General features: G+C 74.0%; 22 protein-coding genes. 12 read left to right on the top strand and 10 right to left on the bottom strand.

Annotation, left to right across the window (positions count from 1 at the left end):
* Positions 1-80: 80 nt before the first annotated feature.
* Positions 81-2,690, bottom strand: coding sequence for an ATP-dependent Clp protease ATP-binding subunit (locus tag ACZZ0J_RS02775; protein ID WP_463434688.1), 2,610 nt, complete (start codon positions 2,688-2,690; stop codon positions 81-83).
* Positions 2,691-2,785: 95 nt separating this feature from the next.
* Positions 2,786-3,271: a Cys-tRNA(Pro) deacylase gene (gene ybaK, locus ACZZ0J_RS02770; protein ID WP_111084051.1), complete on the bottom strand. Its 486-nt coding sequence runs from the start codon at positions 3,269-3,271 to the stop codon at positions 2,786-2,788.
* Between the two features lie 66 nt (positions 3,272-3,337).
* Here ybaK and ACZZ0J_RS02765 point away from each other — a divergent pair, with 66 nt between their 5' ends.
* Both ACZZ0J_RS02765 and ACZZ0J_RS02760 read left to right on the top strand, forming a co-directional pair.
* Entirely contained in the window at positions 3,338-3,643 is a 306-nt protein-coding gene (locus ACZZ0J_RS02765; RefSeq protein ID WP_463434685.1) for a DUF6412 domain-containing protein, read from the top strand.
* A 61-nt stretch (positions 3,644-3,704) separates the two neighbouring features.
* Positions 3,705-4,448: a YidC/Oxa1 family membrane protein insertase gene (locus tag ACZZ0J_RS02760; RefSeq protein WP_463434683.1), complete on the top strand. Its 744-nt coding sequence runs from the start codon at positions 3,705-3,707 to the stop codon at positions 4,446-4,448.
* Positions 4,449-4,474: 26 nt separating this feature from the next.
* On the opposite strand, the gene ACZZ0J_RS02755 is transcribed toward ACZZ0J_RS02760, so the two are convergent.
* The gene (locus ACZZ0J_RS02755; RefSeq protein ID WP_214546743.1) at positions 4,475-4,690 is read right to left on the bottom strand and encodes a hypothetical protein; all 216 of its coding nucleotides are present in this window, start codon (positions 4,688-4,690) and stop codon (positions 4,475-4,477) included.
* Positions 4,691-5,285: 595 nt separating this feature from the next.
* Here ACZZ0J_RS02755 and ACZZ0J_RS02750 point away from each other — a divergent pair.
* Positions 5,286-5,717, top strand: coding sequence for a hypothetical protein (locus tag ACZZ0J_RS02750; protein WP_173168565.1), 432 nt, complete (start codon positions 5,286-5,288; stop codon positions 5,715-5,717).
* Between the two features lie 212 nt (positions 5,718-5,929).
* Positions 5,930-7,291 carry an MFS transporter gene (locus ACZZ0J_RS02745; RefSeq protein WP_463434680.1) on the top strand — a complete coding sequence of 454 codons (1,362 nt, stop codon included), beginning with the start codon at positions 5,930-5,932 and terminating at the stop codon, positions 7,289-7,291.
* Positions 7,292-7,685: 394 nt separating this feature from the next.
* Here the strand turns inward: ACZZ0J_RS02745 and ACZZ0J_RS02740 are convergent, their stop codons facing one another.
* The 3 genes from ACZZ0J_RS02740 to ACZZ0J_RS02730 form a co-directional block, all read right to left on the bottom strand.
* Positions 7,686-9,107 (bottom strand): carboxypeptidase regulatory-like domain-containing protein, encoded by a 1,422-nt coding sequence (locus tag ACZZ0J_RS02740; protein WP_463434678.1) that lies wholly within the window; start codon positions 9,105-9,107, stop codon positions 7,686-7,688.
* 56 nt (positions 9,108-9,163) lie between these two features.
* The gene (locus ACZZ0J_RS02735; protein WP_463434676.1) at positions 9,164-9,763 is read right to left on the bottom strand and encodes a hypothetical protein; all 600 of its coding nucleotides are present in this window, start codon (positions 9,761-9,763) and stop codon (positions 9,164-9,166) included.
* 117 nt (positions 9,764-9,880) lie between these two features.
* A complete protein-coding gene (locus ACZZ0J_RS02730; protein WP_463434674.1) occupies positions 9,881-10,363 on the bottom strand; it encodes an NUDIX domain-containing protein in 483 nt (160 codons plus the stop codon).
* A gap of 163 nt (positions 10,364-10,526) precedes the next feature.
* Here ACZZ0J_RS02730 and ACZZ0J_RS02725 point away from each other — a divergent pair, with 163 nt between their 5' ends.
* Positions 10,527-11,423 (top strand): universal stress protein, encoded by an 897-nt coding sequence (locus ACZZ0J_RS02725; RefSeq protein WP_463434672.1) that lies wholly within the window; start codon positions 10,527-10,529, stop codon positions 11,421-11,423.
* Here ACZZ0J_RS02725 and ACZZ0J_RS02720 read toward each other — a convergent pair.
* The 3 genes from ACZZ0J_RS02720 to ACZZ0J_RS02710 form a co-directional block, all read right to left on the bottom strand.
* Positions 11,371-12,378, bottom strand: a complete 1,008-nt coding sequence (locus tag ACZZ0J_RS02720; protein ID WP_463434670.1) for an SGNH/GDSL hydrolase family protein — start codon at positions 12,376-12,378, stop codon at positions 11,371-11,373. The two genes, ACZZ0J_RS02725 and ACZZ0J_RS02720, sit on opposite strands and share 53 nt — an antisense overlap.
* Positions 12,379-12,449: 71 nt before the next feature.
* Positions 12,450-12,806, bottom strand: a complete 357-nt coding sequence (locus tag ACZZ0J_RS02715; protein ID WP_111084060.1) for a PRC-barrel domain-containing protein — start codon at positions 12,804-12,806, stop codon at positions 12,450-12,452.
* A 50-nt stretch (positions 12,807-12,856) separates the two neighbouring features.
* Positions 12,857-13,849, bottom strand: a complete 993-nt coding sequence (locus ACZZ0J_RS02710) for a glycosyltransferase family 9 protein (protein ID WP_463434668.1) — start codon at positions 13,847-13,849, stop codon at positions 12,857-12,859.
* 100 nt (positions 13,850-13,949) lie between these two features.
* Between ACZZ0J_RS02710 and ACZZ0J_RS02705 the strand changes: the two genes are divergently transcribed.
* Genes ACZZ0J_RS02705 through ACZZ0J_RS02675 form a run of 7 tightly spaced genes read left to right on the top strand, consistent with a single transcriptional unit; the run spans position 13,950 to position 20,781 of the window.
* Positions 13,950-14,516, top strand: a complete 567-nt coding sequence (locus ACZZ0J_RS02705; RefSeq protein WP_463434666.1) for an HAD-IIIA family hydrolase — start codon at positions 13,950-13,952, stop codon at positions 14,514-14,516.
* Positions 14,513-15,589, top strand: a complete 1,077-nt coding sequence (locus ACZZ0J_RS02700; RefSeq protein ID WP_463434664.1) for a glycosyltransferase family 9 protein — start codon at positions 14,513-14,515, stop codon at positions 15,587-15,589. The genes ACZZ0J_RS02705 and ACZZ0J_RS02700 overlap by 4 nt, the downstream gene beginning before the upstream one ends.
* Before the next feature lie 53 nt (positions 15,590-15,642).
* Complete coding sequence (locus ACZZ0J_RS02695; RefSeq protein ID WP_463434662.1) at positions 15,643-16,785, top strand: glycosyltransferase; 1,143 nt, start codon at positions 15,643-15,645, stop codon at positions 16,783-16,785.
* Positions 16,682-17,998 carry a glycosyltransferase gene (locus ACZZ0J_RS02690; protein ID WP_463438130.1) on the top strand — a complete coding sequence of 439 codons (1,317 nt, stop codon included), beginning with the start codon at positions 16,682-16,684 and terminating at the stop codon, positions 17,996-17,998. The genes ACZZ0J_RS02695 and ACZZ0J_RS02690 overlap by 104 nt, the downstream gene beginning before the upstream one ends.
* The gene (locus tag ACZZ0J_RS02685; RefSeq protein WP_463434660.1) at positions 17,995-18,816 is read left to right on the top strand and encodes a D-sedoheptulose-7-phosphate isomerase; all 822 of its coding nucleotides are present in this window, start codon (positions 17,995-17,997) and stop codon (positions 18,814-18,816) included. Before ACZZ0J_RS02690 ends, ACZZ0J_RS02685 begins: the two co-directional genes overlap by 4 nt.
* Positions 18,701-20,041 (top strand): PfkB family carbohydrate kinase, encoded by a 1,341-nt coding sequence (locus tag ACZZ0J_RS02680; protein ID WP_463438129.1) that lies wholly within the window; start codon positions 18,701-18,703, stop codon positions 20,039-20,041. The genes ACZZ0J_RS02685 and ACZZ0J_RS02680 overlap by 116 nt, the downstream gene beginning before the upstream one ends.
* Positions 20,042-20,076: 35 nt before the next feature.
* Entirely contained in the window at positions 20,077-20,781 is a 705-nt protein-coding gene (locus tag ACZZ0J_RS02675) for an SDR family oxidoreductase (protein WP_111084066.1), read from the top strand.
* Between the two features lie 296 nt (positions 20,782-21,077).
* On the opposite strand, the gene ACZZ0J_RS02670 is transcribed toward ACZZ0J_RS02675, so the two are convergent.
* On the bottom strand, positions 21,078-22,175 hold the full coding sequence (locus ACZZ0J_RS02670) for a glycosyltransferase family 9 protein (RefSeq protein ID WP_463434658.1): 1,098 nt from the start codon (positions 22,173-22,175) through the stop codon (positions 21,078-21,080).
* Between the last annotated feature and the right edge of the window lie 23 nt (positions 22,176-22,198).

Raw genomic sequence — 22,198 nt, 5'->3', positions numbered from 1 at the left:
CCCGAACACCCCGCGCTGCACCCGGGCGCGACGAAGGCCCGGTACCGAATCGGTACCGGGCCCTCTCGGTCGAACGGCTGCTACAGCGTCGCGGGTTCCACCACCGCTGCCGTCAGCACGTCGTCCACGACGTCGATCCGCACGGTGTCCCCGGCGGTCACGCCACCGTCGACCACGAGCGTCGCGATGCGGTCGTCGACCTCGCGCTGGATGAGCCGGCGGAGCGGACGCGCGCCGTACTCGGGCTCGTACCCGTGCGTGGCGAGCCAGTCGACCGCGGCGTCGGACACGGAGAGCACCATGTCCTGCGCGACGAGCCGCAGCGCCGTGTCCTGCAGCAGCAGTGACACGATCGACGTGATCTGCGACCGGTCGAGCTTGCGGAAGAGCACGATCTCGTCGATGCGGTTGATGAACTCCGGCCGCATGGCCTCGCGCAGCTTGCCCATCACGCGGGCGCGGAGGTCGTCCTCGCCGTACCCGTCGGTCGTGCCCACCGGCGCGAAGCCGAGGGCGCCCGACCGCGAGGCCAGGAACTCGGAGCCGATGTTCGACGTCATGATCACGACGGTGTTCCGGAAGTCCACCGTGCGCCCTTGGCCGTCGGTCAGTCGACCGTCGTCCAGCACCTGCAGCAGCAGGTTGAACACGTCGGGGTGCGCCTTCTCGACCTCGTCGAGCAGGATCACCGAGTACGGGTTCCGGCGCACGCGTTCGGTGAGCTGCCCGGCCTCGTCGTAGCCGACGTACCCGGGAGGAGCACCGACCAGCCGCGAGACGGTGTGCCGCTCGCCGAACTCGCTCATGTCGAAGCGGAGCATGGCGGACTCGTCACCGAACAGCGACGACGCCAAGGCCTTCGCCAGTTCGGTCTTGCCGACGCCGGTCGGACCGAGGAACAGGAAGCTGCCGACCGGTCGACGCTGGTCGCCCATGCCCGTGCGGCTGCGTCGGACGGCCTTCGCGATCGCCGCGACGGCGTCGTCCTGGCCGACGACGCGCTCGTGCAGTTCCTGCTCGAACACGGCGAGCCGCGAGCGGTCGCCCTGGGTCAGGCGCGTCGCCGGGATGCCGGTGGCGCGCGACACCACACCGGCGATGTCGCGTTCCGTGATCGAGGTGCCCGCGGATTCGGGACGGGAGGCGCGGGGAACGTCCGCCGATGTGGCGGCGGTGATCCGGGCCTCCAGTCCGATCGTCTCGTCGCGCAGGCGCGACGCCTCTTCGTACAGCTCCTCGGCGACGGCGCGGTCCTTCTCGGCGAGCAGCTCGGCGACCTGGTCGCGCAGGGCCTCGACGTCGACGGCACCCGAGCGGGCGAGCCGGCGCCGTGCGCCGGCCTGGTCGATGAGGTCGATGGCCTTGTCCGGCAGGTGCCGGTCGGTGACGTACCGGTGCGAGAGCTCGACGGCGGCGCGCAGCGACTCCGGCGTGTAGACGACGCCGTGGTGCTCCTCGTAGCGGGGTGCGAGGCCGGTCAGGATCGCGACGGCGTCCTCGACGCTCGGCTCCCCGACCGTGACCGGCTGGAAGCGACGCTCGAGTGCGGCGTCCTTCTCGATCCGGCGGTACTCGTTCAGGGTGGTCGCGCCGACCAGGTGCAGGTCGCCGCGGGCGAGCCGGGGCTTGAGGATGTTGCCGGCGTCCATCGAGCCGCCCTCACCGCCACCACCGGCGCCGACGACGGTGTGGAGCTCGTCGACGAAGACGATGAGCTCGTCGGCGTGCGCCGCGATCTCGTCCATGGCCTTCGTCAGGCGCTCCTCGAAGTCGCCGCGGTACCGGGTGCCGGCGAGCATGCCGGGCAGGTCGAGGGCGACGACGCGCTTGCCCTGCAGCAGCGACGGGACGTCGCCGTCGACGATGCGCTGGGCGAGTCCCTCGACGATGGCGGTCTTGCCGACGCCGGGCTCGCCGATCAGGACGGGGTTGTTCTTGGTGCGACGGAGCAGGATCTCGACCGCCTGCTCGATCTCGTCGGCGCGACCGATGACGGGGTCGATGCGACCCTCACGGGCCCGCGCGGTGAGGTCGGTACCGAACTGGTCGAGGGTCGGGCTGTCGCTGTCGGTGCCGCTGTCGGCCGTTCCGGTCGTTGCACCGGTTCCTGGCATGGGGCGCCCCTCTCGTGCTGCTGCCGCGGCCTGCTGGGCGTAGTCCTGCATGGCCTGCGGGGTGACACCGGCGCTGGCGAGCAGCTGCCCGGTGACGGTCTCCTGGTCGGTCACGAGCGCGAAGAAGACGTGCTCGGGGTCGGTGTAGGTGCTGCCGAAGCCCCGCGCGGCCTGGGTGGCCTCGACGAGGATGCGCTGCGCCGTGCCGGTCAGGGCCGGGCGGCCGGTCTGCTCGGGCTGCGGCTCGCGAGCCATCGGCAGGCGCTGCTCGATCTCGGCGGCGAGGCGCTCGGGGTCGACCCCGGCGGAACGGACGACGGCGTCGAACGGCTCGGTGCGGACGAGCACGTGCAGCAGGTGCAGCGCGTCGAGCTCGTGCTGCCCCTGCGACACCGCGTACTCGGCGGTGTGCTGGAGCAGCTCGTGGGTACGGCGGCTGAGGAGCCGCGTGATGTCCACCGGTCGGCCGAACGCACGGGGGCGCTGCGGGTCACCGGTGTTCTGCGCCGCGAGGAGGCGGGCGAGGAACTCGTCGAACGAGTCACTGCCGCCGGTCGGGCCGAACGTCTCTGGCAAAGGGACCTCCTGGGGAACTTGAGTGCCTTCGACTCAATGCAACGCAGGAGTGCCGGGGTCATTCCCGACGACGAAAGAACTTGCGGCGACTTGGCTCAGGTCCGCGCGATCGCTGCCGAGATCGCCTCGGTTACCCGCGCGAGGTCGGCCGGAGCCACCTCGATGTCGAACCCGCGGCGCCCGCCGGAGACGAAGATGCTGTCGTACGCCAGGGCCGACTCGTCGAGCACGGTCCGGATCCGGGACTTCTGGCCGACCGGGCTGATGCCACCGACGACGTACCCCGTGCGCTTCTCGGCGAGGGCCGGATCGGCCAACGTCGCCTTCTTGCCACCGACCGCCGCCGCGATGGCCTTGAGGTCGAGCCGGTTCGCCACCGGCACGATCGCCACCGCCAGTGCGCCGTCGACCGAGACGACCAGGGTCTTGAAGACCTGCTCCTCGCGGAGCCCCAGAGCGGCGGCGGCCTCCTCGCCGAAGTTCGTGGCGCTCTCGTGGTGGTCGTACACGTGCGGCGTGTACGACACCCCGGCTCGGTCGAGCGCGACGGTCGCTGGGGTGCTCGGCGAACCTGCGGTCATGCGGCGATCCTCTCCCGCGCTGCCGTCCTGTCCGTGGCGGCACGCGGGCGTTACGCTGAACCGACCATGACCGTCGCCCTGCTGATCCTCCGCGCCGCCGCCGCGCTCGTGCTCGGTGCGCCCACGGCGGGCGACCCCGCAGCCGGCGTCCTGCCGCTGCTGGCAGTGGCCGCGCTCGGCCTGACGGCCGTCGCCGTGGCGGTCGTCGTCGCGCAGGTCATCGCCACGGTGCTGGCGACGGTGCTCGGGCTGCGGTCGACGGGCGTCGAACACGCTGCGGTACCGGACCTGGTCACCCGCATCGCGTGGAGCCACCCCGATGCCGACGGGCACGTCCGATCGCGTGCCCCGGGAGTCGTCGCCCCGGCCTGACCACCGACCGGTGGCCGGGCCCTCGCGACCCTCCTGCGAACCACCACCGATCGGAACCGTCATGGACCTGTCCACCCTGCCCCTCGTCGGCCCGCTGCTGCACGGCGGCGCGGACCTCGTCGCCGCCCTGACCGCGGCGCTCTCCCCCACCACGGGCTCGTTCGCCGCGGCGATCGCCGTCGTGCTCCTGACCCTGGCCGTCCGGGCCGTGCTCGTGCCGCTGTCCGTCCTGCAGGTCCGAGCGGAGCGCGACCGACGTCGGCTCGCGCCGCAGCTCGCCGCCCTGCGGAAGCGCCACGGGAAGAACGCTGAGCAGCTGCAGCGTGCCGTCCAGCAGCTCTACACGAACGAGAAGGTCTCACCCCTGGCCGGCTGTCTGCCCGTCCTCGCGCAGGCCCCGGTGCTGTCCCTCGTCTCCGCCCTGTTCACGCACGCGTCGATCGGCGGCACGGCCAACGCCCTGCTCGAGGCCACCCTGGTCGGGGTCCCGCTCGGGCACTCGCTCGTCGTCACGCTGACGTCGCCGCTCTGGGTGCACGCCTGGGTCGTCGTCCTGCTGCTGGCCGTGCTCGCCGTCGTCGTGGAACTCAGCCGTCGCGCGAACCTGCGCTGGAACCCGCTGCCGACACCCGCGCCGGGCGCCCAGGTGCCCGGCGCGGCAGCGACCGCCGCGATCGGGCGGTTCGCGCCGTTCATCACGGTCGTGTTCGCCGCGATCGCGCCACTCGCCGCCGCGCTGTACGTCGTGACGAGCGCCGCGTGGACGGCGGGCGAGCGGGCCGTGCTGCGCCGGGTGATCCGGTGACGCGGGCGCGTGGCGTCAGGCCGGCGTCAGCCGCCCTGGCCTTCCTGCTGCGGCCCCTGGTCGACCGGGTCGTACTCGGTGCCGCGACCCTGTTCCTCGTCGGCGGTCGGCACGTGTCGTTCCGTGCCGGTCCCGCCGGGGCTCGTCGCCACGTAGTCGGCCTCGCCGGACTGGGTGTCGCGGCTCAGCGGCTCGAGGGTCTCCGGGTCGGCGTCGTGCCGTGGTTCGGGTTCGGTGCTCATGCGTCACGCCTACTCCCCTCGTTCTGGGTGCGCGCCGCCGCCCCGGCAGTGCCACGATGAAGGGAGTCCACGCGACCGGCAGATCGGGAGTGCGCATGGCCCACGACGACGTGGCAGCGGAACGGGCACGGCTCGAGGCCGTCGCCTGGGGAGCGGCATCGAGCCCCGCCGACGCGGCGCGCGCCCGGATCGCGCTGCAGGACCTGGCGAGCGGGCGGCGGTCGGGCGGTCGGCGAGCGGGCGCGGGAGTCGCCTCCGCCACGGGGCCGGACGGGCGGCCGGGAGGCACGGCCCCAGCCAGCGGGCAGGTCGCGTCCCCCGAACGGTCGGCTCCACTGCCCGACCCGTCGCCGGAACGGCCGGCCGCGGAGCGCGCGGCGGCTGTCGCGGAACCGGACCCGTCCCCGCGAACGGAGGCCGGATCGTGGGCGGCGACCGAAGCCCTGGAACCCGACCGTCCCGACGACGCGGGTGACGACGTCGGGGTGAGTCGGGCGTCCCGGTCGGACCGACGCGACGGTCCCGGTGGCGCACGCTGCTCTGGACGGAGCGGCCACGCGTCTGGATCGCGCTCGGCGCGGCAGCGGCGGTCGGTGTGGCGTTCGCCGCCGGCACCGTCGTCGGGCCCGTCCGCGGCGACGTCGCCGCAGCACCGAGCGTCACGCCCACGGCGGGCACGGTCACGCTCGAGCAGCTGCTCGACGTGCCGCAGACCTACGCCGACCAGCTGCCGGGGCCCGTGGAGGCACCCGTGAGCCTGCACTCCACGCGGCTCGTGTTCACCAACCGGGCGCTGGACGGCGGCTCGTTCGACACGCCGTGGGCCGTGTGGGCCGGGGTCGGCACCGACCGGTCGACGATCTGCCTGGTGGCGACGGCGAACCGGATCGAGTCGTCGACGGCGTGCTTCCCGCGCGAGGCGGCACTGCACGGCTCGGTGTCGATGTCGGCACAATCGATGAGCGGGACGTTGACGATCGCGCTCCGGGGTGGCGGCGTGCAGGGTCGGGTGACGAACGAGAACTGAGGGCGCGGATTGTTGGAGCGCTCCGAGAATCTCCGCTGACCCCCTCGCGGGCTGCGGTCCATCGTGCAACACTGGATGAGCGCACTCGCCGTGGAGTCGTACCCACATCACCCACATCCACAGCGAGCGCGCCCCGCAGACCTCCCGGTCCTCGTCGTTCCCCCGAACGGCACCGACGCGCGTTCGCCCGTGCCCCGGAGGAGGTCAGCAGCGTGTCCACCAACACCACCACCTCGGCCGTGTCGACGAACACGCGGCCGATCACCGTCACCACCCAGTCCATCGTCGGCATCGCCGTCCTCGGGCTGGCCACGTTCTTCGCCATCACCACCGAGCTCATGCCCGTCGGGCTGCTCGGCACGATGAGCGCCGACCTCGGTGTGTCCGAGGCCACCATGGGCATCGTCGTCACCGTGTACGCGGGCGCCGTGGCGCTCCTGGCGCTCCCGCTCACCGCCTTCACCGCGAAGCTCCCCCGCAAGGCCGTGCTCGTGTCGACGCTCGTGGGCTACACGGTCTCGAACCTCATGATCGCGTTCGCACCGTCGTTCGCCGTCGTCTGCGCCGGCCGGGTCGTCGGCGGCATCGCGCACGCGCTGTTCTTCTCGGTCGCCTCGGCGTACGCCACCCGGATCGTTCCGCCGCGCCTGGCCGGTCGCGCCATCGCGTTCGTGTACTCGGGTAGCTCGCTCGGGTTCGTGCTCGGCGTGCCCGTCGCCACCTGGGTCGCGCAGCACATCGGCTGGCGCCCCGCCGTGTTCTCGATCGGTGTCGCCGCTGCCGTGCTCGCCGCGGTGGCGCTGCTGTTCCTGCCCGCCGTCAGCGGTGCCTCGTCGCCGCACATCGGGTCCCCGAAGGCCTGGGCGCGCACCGGGCTGCTGTCCGTCGTGATCGCCGACCTGCTCCTGTTCGCCGGGCACTACGTCGTCTACACCTACGTCGGGCCGTACGCGATCGACGCCGGACTCGACGCCTCGATGGTGAGCGGTGCGCTGCTCGTCCTGGGCGGCACCGGGGTGATCGGCCTCTGGCTCGCGGGCATGTTCGTCGACCGGGCACCCCGCCAGACCCTCATCGCCGCCGTCGCCGTGATGGCCGTCGCGTTCGCCGCGATGCCGTTCGTGCACGGCTCCCTGGTCGGCACGATGGTCGTCGCCGGCGTGTGGCTGGCCGCGAACGGCACGACGGGCACGCTCTTCATGGCTGCCGCGATCCGCTCCGGAGGCGTCTCCCCCGACATCGCCGGCGCGCTCATCAACGGTGCGTCGAACATCGGCATCGCGGGCGGTGCAGCCATCGGTGGGCAGGCGCTCGGGATCGTGGGACTGCAGTACCTGCCGTTCGCCGGTGGTGCCGTGCTGCTCGGGTCGCTCGGGGTCGTCGTGCTGGCGCGTCGGGGCTTCCCGGTGCACACGGTCGGGCAGGAGCACCTGTCGACGTCGTCGATCGAGGCGATCACGTCCTCGCTCGCGGTGGTCACCACGTCGGTGCCCGTCGTCGGTCGGGCGATCCAGACCCTGACGGGCTCGGTCGCGACGGTCACGGGCTCGCACCGCACGCACCGCACGCAGTAGCCCGAGGCGTGGGCGGGGGCGCCGTCGGCCTCGCGCTGCGCCGAGGTTCCGAAATCTCGGCATCTCGGCGGTCCTGGCGGTGATCCGCGGAACCTCGGCGGTGGATTGGCGGCATGTCGTGGAACCTCGGCGGCGAGGCCCGGGCGTGGCGTTGGGGCGTAGCGGGCGTGGCGTTGATGACGGCAGAGCGTGGCGGGTGTGGCGACCGGCCGCGAAGACATGCCGTGTGCGTGTCGCTGAGGTTCCACGAACGGCCGCCGGCGCCGCCGAGATGGGCAGATTTCGGAACCTCGGGGGTGGAGCGGCGGCGTTTCGTGGGGCGGCGGCGTGGCGTGCAGCAACACGACGAAGGGCGGGCCGGCATCGCGCCGGGCCCGCCCTTCGTCGTGACCGATCAGTCCTGCAGGTGGCTCCGGCGACGGTTGCGCACCGCGCGGTAGGTCAGCAGCGCCGCACCGAGCAGCACGAGCACCCCGGCCGCGATGAGCCCGGGCTTCAGGTCCGCACCGGTGTAGGCCAGCGGCCCACCGTTGCCCACGTCACCCGAACCGGCGGCCGGCGCGTTGCTCGAGCCTCCGGCAGCCGGCACGGTCGGGACCGCGGTCGGCGAGTTGCTCGGCGTCGGCGCACTGGGCGACGGCGACGGGACCGGGGTCACCGCGGCCTCGACCACGAAGGCGAGCGGGGTCGCAGCGCCGTCCTCGGGCGTGACGACGGTCACCGGAGTGGCGCCGTCGACGTCGACCGTGATCGTGTACTCGGTCGTCGGCTGCAGGTCGACCAGGTCGAACGCGCCGTCGTCGTCGGTGGCCACGGTCACCGGCGGGCCGGCCTCCGGGTCGGTCGGCGTCGCGACGACGTCCACGCCGGCGACCGGGTCGCCGTTCGTGTCCGCCACGGTGCCGGGCTGGTCGGTCGTGATGACCTCGGGCGCGGCGGCCGACGTGAACGGCAGGTCCGACGTCACGCTGGTGCCGGCGACCGCGGCGATGCCGGTGTTCGCGGTGTCACCGGTGGCACCCGCGGCGGGGACCACCGTGCGGACCGTGTAGGTACCCGCAGACGTGGCGAAGGTGTAGCGACCGTCGGCGTCGGTGGTGGTCGAACCGACGACGGCTCCGGACTCGTCGAGGAGCTCGACGACCACGCCGGCGGGCACGGGCGTCCCGTCGAGGGAGACGATGCCGGTGATCGTCGCGATCACGGCGGGCGGGGCGACGATCGGCTCCGGCTCGACCGGTGCTGCACCGGCGTCACCGGTGGTGATCGTCACGGGCGGTTCACCGGCCACCGAGACCTCCACGGCGGTGTCCGAGGGCAGGTCCGACGCGGTGTACACGCCGTCGCTGTTCGTCGTGGTCTCGATCGGGTCGCCCCCGGGGACGTCGATGACGACGGGCACGTTCGCCACGGGGTGGTCCTCCGCGTCGGTCACCGTCCCGATGACGGACGTCGTGTCGTCCGGCGACGTGAACGCGAAGTCGGCGGTCTTGTCGACGCCACCGGGTGTGCCGGCGACGGCGAGCGAGACACCCGTCGCCACGGCCTCACCGTCAGCACCCGCCGGCGGAGTGATCTCGACGCGGTAGTTCGCGATCACCGGCAACTGCGGGAACACGTAGTTGCCGTCGGCGTCGGTGGTCGTCGTGTAGACGGTGCCGCGCGGTGCGGTCACGGTGACGGTCGCTCCGGGGATCGGCGTGCCGTCGAGGGTCGCGGTGCCGCTGATGGCCGCGGTGCGGTTGGCGAACCAGGTCTGGTAGACCGGGAACCCGCTGCGCTGCTGGTAGGTGATCGTCAGGCTGGTCAGCGACACGGTCGGCGTGAACCAGGCCGAGGCGCCCGCGGTGTCCGACGCGGCGGCGTTGCCGGTCAGCGTGCGCGTGGCGGCGTCCCAGGTCGGCTGGTCCTTGCCGGTGGTGCCGTCGGGGTCGGGGGTGCACGACCAGCCGCCGGCCGCCGGAGCAGCCGAGCACGAGTTGTAGGACTCCTCGTAACCAAGCTGCTCCCCGTCGCCGCGCCACCGCCGGCCACCGTCGCCGAGATCGTCGCCTGGTCGGCGTCGATGTCGCCGAGGACGAACGACCAGCTCTCGGCACCGGGCGTCGCGCCGTCGAACGTGTAGGTGGTGGTCGACGCCGAGTCCCCGTTGGGACGATCAGCCAGAGGTCGCTGGTTCATGTACGTCTGCGCACGACTCGTGCCGTAGACCTGGCCCGGAGGCGTCCCCGCCGACTGCCACGTCGACGCACCGCTGATCACGGTCGACTGCCGCGAGTTCGAGGTGAACGTCGTGGCGGGGAACCCGGGCAACGTCATCGTGCCCGTGTACGCCTTCGACGCGCCGCTCAGGGTGAACGTGCCCCAGTTGCCCGCGGGTTCGGCCGAGGCGCTCGTCGCGCCGCCGATCGCGAGTCCTGCTCCGAGTGCGAGGGCGGTGAGCCCCGCCGTGACCGCGCGCCAGCGCCGCATGTGTACTCCCCTGGTGATGACGTCGGCGTGCCCCGACGTCCGTGCAGGCTATCCACGCCCCCGTGACGCTGTCCGGACCGTCACCACATCGTGACTCACCCGCAACGGGCGAGGCGCTCACCCGGCCGGATCCGGTCCATCGAGCAACACGAGCAGCGCGTCCACCGCGGCGACCTGGCCCGCGACGAGCAGCTCCCGCACCTCGGCGACCGGCACCCACCGGGCGTCGTCGACCTCCGGCACGTCGACGAACCGTCCCGAGCCACGTGGCAGCTCGAGCCAGACGGTGTTGCTCCGCACGACGGCGACCTCGAACCCCGGGGCCGGCGCGGCGAACACCCGCACGCGCTTGCCCGAGGCCTGCCGGAACTCGCCCAGGTCCGTGACGTCGTCGGCGGCCACGGGCGCGGGGACCCCGATCTCCTCACCGAACTCACGCAGGGCCGTCGCGAGCGGGTCCTCGTCGGGTTCGACGAGTCCCTTCGGGATCGACCAGGCACGTGGCCGGTTCCGCCAGAACGGCCCGCCCATGTGCGCGACGAAGACCTCCGGCCCGGCCGGACCGGTCCGGTGCAGCAACAGTCCGGCGCTCACCACCACGCCCGCGAGACTACGCGGCGTCGGACGGGAGGCCCGGCCCACGTCCGCCGCCCACGGTCACCGCCGCGCACGGCCGGTTCCACGGCCCCCGACCGGAGTACCGTGTGGCGCACGGAGCGCCAGGTGACGCCCCCGAAGCCTGCGACGGAGGAGGCCGATCGGGATGGACGAGCGATGGACGACGGTGACGTTGGCCGCCGATGCGGCGATGCCCCACGACGAGGCCCTGCGGTGGATCGTGGCCCGCGCCGACGCCGGTGTCGAGCGGCTGCGGATCATCGGCGCCGACCACGCGTTGGAAGGCCGGACGCCGGTCGCCGACCAACTCGCCGAGGCCGCGCGGACCGCCCTGCCCGGTGTGGCGGTCGAGGTGCACCGGCACGCGGGTCCGTTCGCCGCAGCCCTGGTCGAGGAGTCGGACGGCGGCGACCTGCTCGTGATCGGGAGCTTCCGCCACCGGCGCGGATCGACGGCCGGCGGTGACCCGGCGCGCGTCGCCGAGCGTGCTGCCGTCCCGACCGTGGTCGTGCCGGAGGGTCCGCACCCCATCGACGGCGACGTGGTGCTCGCGGTGGAGGACCCGATCGACGAACGCGCGGTGTCCATCGCCGTCGACGAGGCCGTCCGGCGGAACCGACGGCTGACGCTCCTGCGCGCGTGGGAGATGCCCGTGCTCACCCGGACCGGGCTGACCGACTTCGCCGAGGACCCGCTCCGGTGGCGCACCAGCAACGCCGAGCTGCTGCAGCGGGCGACGTCCGTGCTGGCCGAGCGGTACCCGTCACTCCGCATCCGTCCGCTGCTGGTCGAGGGCCACCCGGGGCACGCGATCGCGTCGCACACCCGACGGGCGTCGCTGGTGGTGCTCGGCCGCGGCCACGTGCGCGCACTCTCGGGCTCACTGCTCCACGACGTCGTCCGCGAGACGGCAGCCCCGGTCTGCGTGGTTCCGCCGGCGGCGCACGCGGACAGCCGAGCGGCCACGGCGACCGAGACCGCCGGTGGGGTCAGTCGGCGAGGGCGCGGATCGCGGCGGCCATCCGCGCGGTCAGGTACGTGACGCCGCGCTCGTTCGGGTGCAGGGCCCCAGCCTCCAGGTCGATCTTCCGCAGGTCACCGGAACCGGTGAGCGTCACCCCGGCCACGTAGCGCTTCGACGCGGCGCACGGCGAGTGGTCCTGCGTGCTCGCGAAGACGTCGACGAACCGGACCCCGGCGGCGGCGGCAGCGGACCGGGAGACCTCGTTGAGTTCGTCCTGGACACCGTGCAGGTACCCGACGTCGGTGTCCGTGAAGGGGTAGGTGTCCGACGGGAACGAGCCCGCCAGGGTGCCGAGGTCGAGTGCGGACCGGAAGCAGCCCTTCGCGGGGGTGTCCTCGGCGTCCGGGAAGATCGCCGGGTAGCCGAGGAACACGACGACGGCGTTCGGGGCGGCCCGCTGCACGGCGCCCAGGGTGTCGGCGATGCCGAGGGCAACGCGCGACTGGATCTTCACGGCGAGCTGGTCGACACCGTCGCGCACCAGGGTGCTCTCGCACGACGGGGCGTCGCGACCCGAGAACACCGGGCCGTTCGCGGAGATCGCCAGGCACGAGGCCGCCGTGCCGAACAGGTCCGCGTCGTTGCCGCCGATCGTCAGGGTCACCAGTCGGGTGCGGTCGGACAAGGACTCGATCTGGGGCGGGACGCCCTTGAACTGGTGGCCCGTGGTGACGTCGTCGCTCGTGGCGCCGGAGCAGGTGACGTCGGTCAGGTCGAGCCCGAACTGCGCCGCGAGCCGGTGCGGGTAGTCGCGCGCCGACTGCACACAGGCGTTCGAGGGCAGTCCGGTGCGGTCCCCCAGGCCGTACCCGGCCGAGTAGGAGTCGCCGAGCGCCACGTACTCACTGCCCGGTGGGATCGCGTCGAGCGTCTCGGCTGGGTCGGCGGTCAGGGGGTACGGCTCCGGCACCGGCCACATCGGCGCCGCGGAGGCCGGCGGCGCGCCGACGGACCCGCCGAGGCCCGCCGCCACGAGACAGAGGGCGCCGACCACCGCCAGGGCGGCGCGCAGTGGTCGGCGGGTGATGCGGAGCAGTTCCGGCCTCAGCGGCGTCCGAGGCGACGCTCGCCGCCGCTGCCCGTGCGGTACTCGAGGCCGTAGTGCTGGAACAGCTCGGGCTCGGTCGCGGCGTCGAGCTCACCGTCGGTCGCGATGGAGGGTGCGTCCTTCACGAGCTTCTTCGGGAAGGTCACGCGCAGGTGCTTCGGTGCGACGGTCGCCCCGACGAGGGGGACGAACACGAGCTTCTGGAAGCCGACCATCCCGGTCGTGAGCGCACCGAACGCCGGCTCGGATGTGGCGGTGTCGTAGTAGATGCTCTCGAGCGTCCCGACCTTGTCCTCGGCCTCGTCGACGACCGGCAGGCCGATCCAGTCACGGATGTTGGCGGCTTCGAACACGAAGGACTCCTTCCGAGTGCCCGGTGGGTCCGGGTGGCTCTCGGTCGACGCTACCGGTCGGTCGCCTGTGCGGTCACCCCGAGCACGTCGAGCCGGTCCACCGCAGCGAGCACGTCGGCCGCGCCGACCGCCAGGATCGCCGGGTCGGGGTCCTCGGCGAAGACGTCGCCACGCCGGACCGAGGCATCGGTGAGAACGATGTGCGGACCCGATGCGGGCGGGCCCCAGGCCTCCGGCGGCGCCGGGCCGAAGAGCACCACCGACGGCACGCCGTAGGCGGTCGCGAGGTGGGCGGCACCCGTGTCGACGGTGACGACGAGCCGCGCCGCGGCGATGACGCCCGCGAACTCCTGCAGTTCCAGGGAGCCGGCCAGGACCGCCCCCGGCGCCAGCTCGGCCGCGTCCGCGACGGCACGTGCACGGACGACGTCGTCCGCGCCTCCCGTCAGGACCACGTCGGCACCGCGCCCCCGCAGTCCGCGCACCACGTCGGCGAAGCGGTCCGTGGGCCAGTGCCGCGCCCCGTGGAAGGCACCGACGTGGACGACCGCGGTGTCCGCGACCACCGGCGGTGCCGCCGGGCGGTCGACGGCCACGTCGTCGGCGTCGGCGGGGACGCCGTGCCAGGTGAGCAGGTCCGCCCAGCGGTCGCGTTCGTGCACGTCCGTCGGCCACTCGGGACCGTCGTAGCCGTGGGTCGGGTCGGCGTGCCCGATGACCCGACGGGGCTGCAGGGCGGCGATCAGGTCGGACGACTCGGGGCCGGCGCCGTGCAGGTTCACCGCGACGTCGACCGTGCCGGCGGGGACGTTGAGCGGGTGGTCGAGGCCGTGCTGCGCCAGGTGGACGTCCACGGCGGGGACGAGCTCGACGACGGGTGCCAGCCACGCGGTCGTCGCGAGGGTGATGCGGTGGTCGGGGAAGGCCCGTCGCAGGGCGCGGAGCGCGGGGACGGCGACCAGGAGGTCGCCGAGCTTGATGGCGCGGAGGACGACGAGCTCCGGGCGTCCGTCGGCGGCGGGCAGGGTCTCGAGTGCGGTCACGGGCGCGACGGTAGGCGGTGCCCGCTGGTGGCGTCGGCAGCGGGCGCGTTCCCCGGCTGTCCTGAACCGGCACGCGGCCGCCGACCGGTACTCCGGTGCCATGCCCCTCGCACCGGACCGCGCGATCCGCGGCCTGCTCTTCGACCGCGACGACACCCTCGTCGTGGACGTCCCGTACAACGCCGACCCGCGCCTGGTGGTGCCCGTCCCCGGTGCCCGTCGCGCCGTGGAGCGGGCTCGTGCGGCCGGGCTGCTGCTCGGCGTGGTCACGAACCAGTCCGTGGTCGCGAAGGGCCTGGCGACGCGCGAGCAGGTCGACGCGACGAACGCCCGCGTGGACGCGCTCGTCGGACCGTTCGACGTCTGGTGCGTCTGCCCGCACGACGCGGGCGACGACTGCGCCTGCCGGAAGCCGCGACCGGGCATGGTCCTCGACGCCGCCGAGCGACTCGGGGTCCCGCCGGAGGCGCTCGTGCTGGTCGGCGACATCGGCGCCGACGGGCAGGCGGCGCGGGCCGCAGGGGCGCAGGGCGTGCTCGTGCCGACCCCGCGCACGCGGCCCGAGGAGGTCGACGACGCCGAGACCGTCGCGGCGACCCTCGCCGAGGCCGTCGACCTGGTGATCGCCGCGGCCGGGCCCTCGACCGTCGAGACGGACCGCGCGTGAGCCGTCCCCGCGTCCTGGTGGCGCGCCTCGACTCGTTCGGCGACGTCCTGGTCGCTGGCCCCGCCGTCCGCGCCGTCGCCGCCGGGGCCTCGCACGTCACGATGCTGTGCGGACCGCAGGGCGCCCCGGCCGCCGAGCTGCTGCCCGGCGTGGACCGCGTCCGGGTGTGGGCAGCGCCCTGGGTCACCGAGACCGCGCGGCCGATCGACGACGCCGTGCTCGCCGAGTTCCGCGCGCTCGTCGCCGAGGAGCGACCCGACGAAGCGGTCGTCCTCACCTCGTTCCACCAGTCGCCGCTGCCCCTGGCGCTGCTCCTCCGCCTCGCCGGTGTCCCCCGCGTCTCCGGGGCCTCGGTCGACCACCCGGGGTCGCTCCTCGACGTCCGCCTGCGACCCGGCGAGGACCTGCCCGAGGACGTCCCCGAACCCGAGCGTGCGCTGCGGATCGCCGACGCGGCCGGGTTCCGGCTGCCGCCGGGGGACGACGGGAGGCTCGTGGTGCGTCACGACGCCGTCGCACCCCCGTCCGTGGCCGGGCTGGGACAGTACGTGGTCGTGCACCCCGGCGCCAGCGTGCCCGCCCGGTCGTGGCCGGCGTCGCACCACCGTGAGCTCGTCGCCGCCTACGCCGAGCGTGGCGTGCCCGTCGTCGTCACCGGCTCCCCCGGGGAACGCCACCTGACCGCGGCCGTCGCCGGCGCCACCGGCATCGACCTCGGCGGTCGGACCACGCCCGCCGAGCTCGCCGCGGTCCTTGCCGGTGCCGAGGTCGTCGTCGTCGGCAACACCGGGCCGGCGCACCTCGCCGCGGCGGTCGGCGCACCGATCGTCAGCCTCTTCTCGCCCGTCGTCCCCGCCGTCCGGTGGGCACCGTACGCACCGCTGGTCGAACTGCTCGGGGACCAGGCCGCGCCGTGCCGGCTCAGCCGGGCCCGAGAGTGCCCGGTCCCCGGCCACCCGTGCCTGTCCACGGTGCGCATCGAGGACGCGCTCGCAGCCCACGAACGGCTGCTCGACCGCGCTTCGCGGATGGAACCGAGAAGTCTGCGGAGCGCGCCAGAAGGTGCTGCGTAGCGTCCGCCACTGCTCCCCCTTCTCCTCGTGCCCGACCGACCGAAAGGCCCCGCATGCGCATCCTCGTCTGGCACGTGCACGGCGGCTGGATGGACGCGTTCGTCCGCGGCCCGCACGAGTACCTGATCCCCACCACGCCGGCGCGCGACGCCTGGGGCCTCGGTCGTGGCGGGCGCGCCTGGCCGGCGTCCGCGATCGAGATCGACCCCGCCGACGTCGCCGGCGCCGAGGTCGACGTGGTCGTCCTGCAACGCACCGAGGAACTCGACGCGGCGAAGCGCCTGCTGGCCGGTCGCGACGTGCCGATCGTCTTCGTCGAGCACAACGCGCCACGCATCGACGTGCCGAACAGCCTGCACCCGTTCCGCGACCGCGACGACCTGACCATCGCGCACGTCACGCACTGGAACGCGCTCATGTGGGACTGCGGCACCACGCGCACCACGGTCGTCGAACACGGCGTCGTCGACCCCGGTCCGCGCTACACCGGCTCGCTCGACCGCCTCGGCGTCGTCATCAACGAGCCCGTCCGTCGGGACCGCGTCGTCGGCACCGACCTGCTCCCCCGCTTCGCGGCCGTGGCACCCGTCGACGTCTGGGGCATGGGCACCGAACGGCTGCCGGAGCTCGGCTTCGGCGACGCCGTGGTCGCCCGCGGTGACGTGCCCTCGGACCCGATGCACACGGCCCTCGCCGAACGCCGCGCGTACGTCCACCCGAACCGGTGGACCTCGCTCGGCCTGTCCCTCCTCGAGGCGATGCACCTGGCGATGCCGGTCCTGGTGCTCGCGACGACGGACGCGGCGCGCACGGTGCCGGGCGAGGCCGGCGCGATCGCGACCGACGTCGAGGAGCTGGTGCGGGCCTCCCGGATCCTCGTCGAGGACCCCGACGAGGCGCGCCGACGGGGTGCCGTGGCGCGGGAGGCCGTGCTCGCACGGCACGCGCTCGGCCGCTTCACCGCCGACTGGGACGACCTGCTCGACGACGCCGTGACCCGCGGCGCCCGACGCGAGCGGGCCGCTGGCGCCACGTTCGAGGGAGCCTCCGATGAAGATCGCGATGGTGTCGGAGCACGCGAGCCCGCTCGCCGTGCTCGGCGGTGTCGACGCCGGTGGACAGAACGTCCACGTGGCCGAACTGTCCGGGGCGCTCGCGGACCGCGGGCACCAGGTGACCGTCTACACCCGGCGTGACGACGCATCCGCGCCGGTGCGGGTGCCGCTGCGACCGGGGGTCGACGTCGTGCACGTCGACGCCGGTCCGGCGCGGCACGTGCCGAAGGACGAGCTGTTCCCCTTCATGGGGACGTTCGCGTCGGTGCTCGCCGCGGAGTGGTTCGTGGACCGGCCCGACGTCGTGCACGCCCACTTCTGGATGTCCGGGCACGCGGCACTCGACGCCGTTGCGCAGGTGCAGGCCCGGACCGGCGGCACCCGCATCGCCGTCGCGCAGACCTTCCACGCGCTCGGCGTCGTGAAGCGTCGGCACCAGGGCTCGGCCGACACGAGTCCAGCCGAGCGTGAGTGGCTCGAACCGGCCGTCGGACGGAGCGCCGACCAGGTCGTCGCGACGTGCTCCGACGAGGCCTTCGAGCTCAAGGCCCTCGGTGTCCCCCTGCAGCGCATCTCCGTCGTGCCGTGCGGCGTCGACGTGGCGCTGTTCCGCCCCGACGGACCGGTCGAGGAGCGCGGCCGTCCGCAGCGGGTGCTCACCGTGTCGCGGCTGGTCCGGCGCAAGGGCGTCGGCACGACCATCGCCGCTCTCGCCGCCCTGGTCGCCGAGGGGCGCGACGTCGAACTCGTGGTCGTCGGCGGGGCCGGTGTCGCCGGGGCCGACCTGGTGGACGACCCCGAGTACCAGCGGCTCGACGCGCTCGCCCGGTCGCTCGGGGTCCGTGACCACGTGACCTTCCGCGGACAGCTGGGACAGCACGAGATGCCCGCCGTGTACCGGAGCGCCGACGTCGTGGTCTGCGCACCCTGGTACGAGCCGTTCGGCATCGTCCCGCTCGAGGCGATGGCCTGCGGTCGACCCGTCGTCGCGTCGAGTGTCGGTGGGCTCATCGACACCGTCGTCGAGGACGGCACGGGCCTGCACGTCCCGCCGCGCGACGAGGCCGAGGTCGCCGCTGCCGTCGGCGCCCTGCTCGACGACCCGGACCGCCGCGGATCCCTCGGCCGGGCCGGCCGTGCACGCGCGGAGTCGCGGTACACGTGGCAGAAGGTCGCCGCGGACAGCGAGCGCGTCTACGAGCGGCTGCTGGCCGGTGCCGTCGCCGTGGCCGCGCCGACCACCACGGCGGGCGCACCGCAGCGCACCACCACGGCGGGCGCACCGACGCGCACCGCCACCCACGCCGGACGGGTCCCGCGTGCCGCACAGCCGACCGAGAGGACCGCCCGATGACCATCGACCAGCAGCCCGGCATCGACGAGCACACCACCGCGAGTGCACGCATCGTGCTCGACCACGTCGCCGCCTCGGTCCCCGTGATCGCCTCGCTCGTCGACCACCACGACCACATCGCCGCCTGGGCCGACGACATCGCGGCCCGACTCGTCGCCGGTCGCCGCCTGCTCGCCGCGGGCAACGGCGGGTCGGCCGCCGAGGCGCAGCACCTGACCTCGGAGCTCACCGGACGCTTCGACGGCGACCGCCCCGCCTACTCCGCGATCTCGCTGCACGCGGAGACCTCGGCCGTCACGGCGATCGGCAACGACTACGGCTTCGACCAGGTCTTCGCCCGACAGGTGTCGGCGCACGCCCGGGCTGGTGACGTCGTCGTGCTGCTGTCGACCAGCGGCAAGAGCCCGAACCTGCTCCGCGCCGCCGAGGCGGCCCGTGCCGTCGGCGCCCGGACGATCGCGATGACCGGGCCGCGGCCGAACCCCTGGCCGAGGCGGTGGACGACGCGATCTGCATCGCGGGGCCGTCCGCGAACGTGCAGGAGGCGCAGCTCGTGCTCGTGCACGCCCTGTGCCGGGCGATGGAGCCCGCACTGCGCCGCGGGGTCCGGCGATGACGCCGCAGCGGCCGGCCGGGCACCACCGCGCGGCGGGTCGTCGCCTGCGGATCGTCGTCGTCGGCGACACCCTGCTCGACGTCGACGTGGCCGGTACCAGCGATCGGCTCAGCCCGGACGCACCCGTGCCCGTCGTCGACGTCACGACCGACGACCGCCGCGCCGGGGGTGCCGGACTCGTCGCCACGATGCTGGTGCGTGACGGACACGACGTCACCCTGGTCACCGTCCTGGGCGACGACGCCCGCGCGCAGGAGCTCCGCGACCTGCTCCCCGACGTCACCGTGGTCGCCGGGCCGTCCGGTGCCCCGACGCCGGTGAAGACCCGCGTGCGCGTCGTCGACCACGCGCTCGTCCGCATCGACGAGGGCTGTGCGACCCCGCCCATGCCCGAGGCCACCGACGCCATGACGGCCGCCCTCGACGGTGCCGACGCGATCGTGGTCGCCGACTACGGCCGCGGGGTCGCCGCCGCTCCGGCGCTGCGGGAAGCCCTCGCACGCGTCGCCGAGCACACCCCCGTGGTCTGGGACCCGCACCCGAAGGGCGCCGCACCCGTTCCCGGCGTCACCGTGGCCACCCCGAACGCCGCCGAGGCACGCCGGTTCACCGACGTCGACGGGCACGGCGTACCCGTCGCGACCGTGCCCTTCGCGACCGTGGCCGCCGCGGCCCTCGTCGAGCAGTGGGGCGTCGGCGCCGTCGCGGTGACGCTCGGCGCCCGCGGAGCACTCCTCGCCGACGACCGTTCGGACAGCCGCTTCGTGCCGGCACCCTCCGTCACCGCCGGCGACCCGTGCGGCGCCGGGGACCGGTTGGCGGCCGGTGTCGCCGTGGCACTGGCCGGCGGAGCGGACGTCCCCGACGCCGTCGCCGCCGGCGTGGTCGCGGCCTCCGAGTACCTGGCCGCCGGCGGCGTCACCGCGCTCTTCGCCGACGACGGCCCCGCGCCGCTGCGGGTACCGGGAGCCGACCGCGACGCGCTGCGCACCGTGCACGAGGTCCGGAGCGCCGGCGGCACCGTCGTCGCGACCGGCGGCTGCTTCGACCTGCTGCACGCCGGGCACGCCCGCACCCTGTCGGCCGCGCGGGCACTCGGCGACTGCCTGGTCGTGTGCCTCAACTCGGACAGTTCGGTCCGCGCGCTCAAGGGTCCGGACCGGCCGATCATGACCCAGGACGACCGCGTCGAGCTCCTGCTCGCCCTGGACTGCGTCGACGCCGTCGTGATGTTCGACGAGCACACCCCCGACGAAGCACTCCGCCGGTTCCGCCCGGACGTCTGGGCGAAGGGCGGCGACTACACCGCGAGCGAGCTGCCCGAGGCCGCGACCCTCGCCGAGTGGGGCGGACGCGTCGTCACCGTCCCGTTCCACCCCGGCCGTTCGACGACCCGGCTCGCCGCGGCCCTCGAACACGTCGGCTGAGCCCGACGGATCCACGCCCCTACGGAAGGAAGTCCATGCCCGTCCCCACCACCCCCATCGGCCGCGTCCTCGTCACCGGCGGCGCCTCCGGACTCGGCGCGGCGGTCGTCGCCGCGGTCGTCGAGGCCGGCGGCACCCCGATCGTCCTCGACCTGCGCGTCGACGCGGTGTCCGAGGGCATCGACGCCGTGGCGGTCGACGTGTCGGACACCGACGCGGTCGAGCAGGCGGTCCGCCAGGCGGCCGAGCGTCACGACGGACTCGACGCGGTCGTGACCGCCGCGGGGATCGACACTCCCGCACCGATCGACGCGATCTCCTCCGGCAACTGGGAGAAGATCGTCGCGGTCAACCTCATCGGCACCGCCTCGGTCGTCCGCGCCGCACTGCCCGCCCTCGAGGCAGCGCACGGACGTGTGGTCACGATCTCGTCCTCGCTCGCCCTGCGCGGCGTCGGCGACGGCACCGCCTACTCGGCCTCGAAGTTCGGCGTCCGCGGCTTCTCGCAGGCCCTGGCCGCCGAGACCGCCGGCCGCATCGGTGTCACCAACGTGATCCCGGCCGGCATGCGCACGAACTTCTTCGCCGACCGCACCGAGCAGTACAAGCCGGGTCCGGACGCGCAGCTCATCGAGCCGGAGTACGTCGCGAACGCGATCCTCTTCGCCCTGTCGCAGCCGGCCGGCTGCGAGATCCGGGAGCTGTCGATCATGCCCGCGACGGAGCCGAGCTGGCCGTAGGCGCTCGCTGCGCGCCGCGCCGCGGCCTGGTGCGAGGTTGATCACTCGGTGCGGGGACGCAGACCCGCACGGAGTGGTCAACCTCGCACCGCGCGTTGGTCGTCGCCACGGGGCGGACGGGAGGCGCGTGCCGGGTTGGCACCGTGCCTCCCGTCCGACGGCGGACCGGACCACCCCGCCGAAGCCACAGATCTCCGCGGCGCCGGTCCGTCGCTGCCGCGAACGCGACAGTTCCGCGCGGAACGTTCGCGGGAGACTGTCGCTTTGCGGAACCGGGCGGGACCAGAGCGCTGCGGTCAGACGGTGCGGAGCAGGTCGGCGACGTCGTCGAGGACCTGCTGCGGGTCGACCTCGTCGACGTAGGACGGGTCGTGCGCGCAGCGCTCGGCCGTCCACCCCACCTGCGTGACGTCGATCCCGCAGACCGGGCAGCGTGTGACGTAGGACAGGTGCACGCGGTGGCGCCCGCGGTCGAACGGCCCGGCGTTGACGACGTTGCCGAACCAGAACACGCCGACGGTGGGCGTCCCGACGGCGACCGCCAGGTGCCGCGGGCCGGAGTCGTCACCGACCATGACGTCGGCGGCGGCGAGCACGGCGGGGAGCTCGCGGAGCGGCACGGCACCGGTCAGGTCGTGCACGCGTCCGGCGAGGTCGGCGGGCAGCGCCTCGACGATGGCGGTCGACGCCGGCACGTCGGACGCGTCGCCGACGAGCACCACGTCGTCCCCGGCTGCGAGCCGGACACGGGCGACATCGGCGAAGCGCGACGGGCTCCATCGGCGGCGCGGGTCCGTCGCCCCGGGGTGGATCGCCAGGAGCCGGGTGCCGTCCCCGGCGACGCCGAGCCGCTCGCGGACCGCCGCCCGCTCGTCGTCGGACACGCGCACCCGCGGATCGAGCGTGACGGGGGCGGCACCCGCGAGCGACACGACCTCGAGGGCACGCAGGACCTCGTGCTGGTAGTACACGTAGCGCACCCAGCGCTCGAGGACCTCGGCGTCCTCGGTCGCGGTGCCGACGGTGTGCCGGGCGCCGAGCCGGAGCAGGAACGGGTTCGAGTTGCGGCCCCCACCGTGCAGCTGCACCGCGAGGTCGAACCGGCCGGACAGCCGCGCGAAGAAGTCCTCGGCGTCAGGAGCGTCGTCGCCGGTATCGCGGACGCCCGGTGCGACCGGGAGTTCCTCGAAGGCGTGCACGGCGTCGGTCCGGCCGCTCAGGACCGCTGCCGCGGCGGGCGTGCCGAGGAGCGTGATGCGCGCATCCGGGTATGCGGCGGCAAGGGCCTCGAGGGCGGGCACGGCGAACATCAGGTCGCCGAGGCCCCCGCCGCGGAGCACCGCGATCTCGGTCACGCCGTCGAACCGTTCTCCGCCCACACCGATCTGCTGCACGCCTCTCGTCTACCGGTCGGATG

This window comes from Curtobacterium sp. AC272 (assembly GCF_979258155.1).
Note: the sequence above shows the minus strand (reverse complement) of the source record. Positions and strands in the feature narration are given on the sequence as shown.